Origin of the sequence: Geomicrobium sp. JCM 19055 (genome assembly GCF_000698185.1) — a bacterium.
Lineage (GTDB): Bacteria > Bacillota > Bacilli > Bacillales > Marinococcaceae > Geomicrobium_A > Geomicrobium_A sediminis.
Window position 1 is genome coordinate 1 of sequence record NZ_BAXL01000048.1, and the last position, 655, is coordinate 655.

A 655-nucleotide genomic window follows, 5' to 3' on the forward strand; every position below is an offset into this window, starting at 1 on the left:
ACAAAAAAAAGATGGTGGAGCCTAGCGGGATCGAACCGCTGACCTCCTGCGTGCAAAGCAGGCGCTCTCCCAGCTGAGCTAAGGCCCCATCTTACATAGAATTTTTATAATGGTCGGGAAGACAGGATTTGAACCTGCGACCCCTTGGTCCCAAACCAAGTGCTCTGCCAAGCTGAGCTACTTCCCGTAATAATGGCGCGCCCGAGAAGAGTCGAACTCCTAACCTCCTGATCCGTAGTCAGACGCTCTATCCAATTGAGCTACGGGCGCATATATACTTGTTTGGAGCGGAAGACGAGATTCGAACTCGCGACCCCCACCTTGGCAAGGTGATGTTCTACCACTGAACTACTTCCGCAGTAGTTAAAATGGTGAGCCATGGAGGACTCGAACCTCCGACCCTCTGATTAAAAGTCAGATGCTCTACCAACTGAGCTAATGGCTCATCACATAAGTTGTTCATTTTATAAAAATGAAAAGTGGTGCCGGCCAGAGGACTTGAACCCCCAACCTACTGATTACAAGTCAGTTGCTCTACCAATTGAGCTAGACCGGCAAAAACTAAAAAGAAATGGTGGAGGATGACGGGCTCGAACCGCCGACCCCCTGCTTGTAAGGCAGATGCTCTCCCAGCTGAGCTAATCCTCCAAAAATC

7 tRNA genes are annotated in these 655 nt (G+C 49.9%); all 7 read right to left on the bottom strand.

Annotated features, from left to right (window positions below):
- Nucleotides 1-12: 12 nt before the first annotated feature.
- The 7 genes from JCM19055_RS22095 to JCM19055_RS22125 all read right to left on the bottom strand — a co-directional run bounded on the left by JCM19055_RS22095 (nt 13) and on the right by JCM19055_RS22125 (nt 648).
- Nucleotides 13-88, bottom strand: a tRNA-Ala gene (locus tag JCM19055_RS22095).
- A 22-nt stretch (nt 89-110) separates the two neighbouring features.
- Nucleotides 111-187 (bottom strand) — tRNA-Pro (locus tag JCM19055_RS22100).
- Nucleotides 188-193: 6 nt separating this feature from the next.
- Nucleotides 194-270 (bottom strand) — tRNA-Arg (locus tag JCM19055_RS22105).
- 13 nt (nt 271-283) lie between these two features.
- Nucleotides 284-358 (bottom strand) — tRNA-Gly (locus tag JCM19055_RS22110).
- An 11-nt stretch (nt 359-369) separates the two neighbouring features.
- Nucleotides 370-445 (bottom strand) — tRNA-Lys (locus JCM19055_RS22115).
- A 35-nt stretch (nt 446-480) separates the two neighbouring features.
- Nucleotides 481-556 (bottom strand) — tRNA-Thr (locus JCM19055_RS22120).
- Nucleotides 557-572: 16 nt separating this feature from the next.
- Nucleotides 573-648: transfer RNA gene (locus JCM19055_RS22125), tRNA-Val, on the bottom strand.
- Between the last annotated feature and the right edge of the window lie 7 nt (nt 649-655).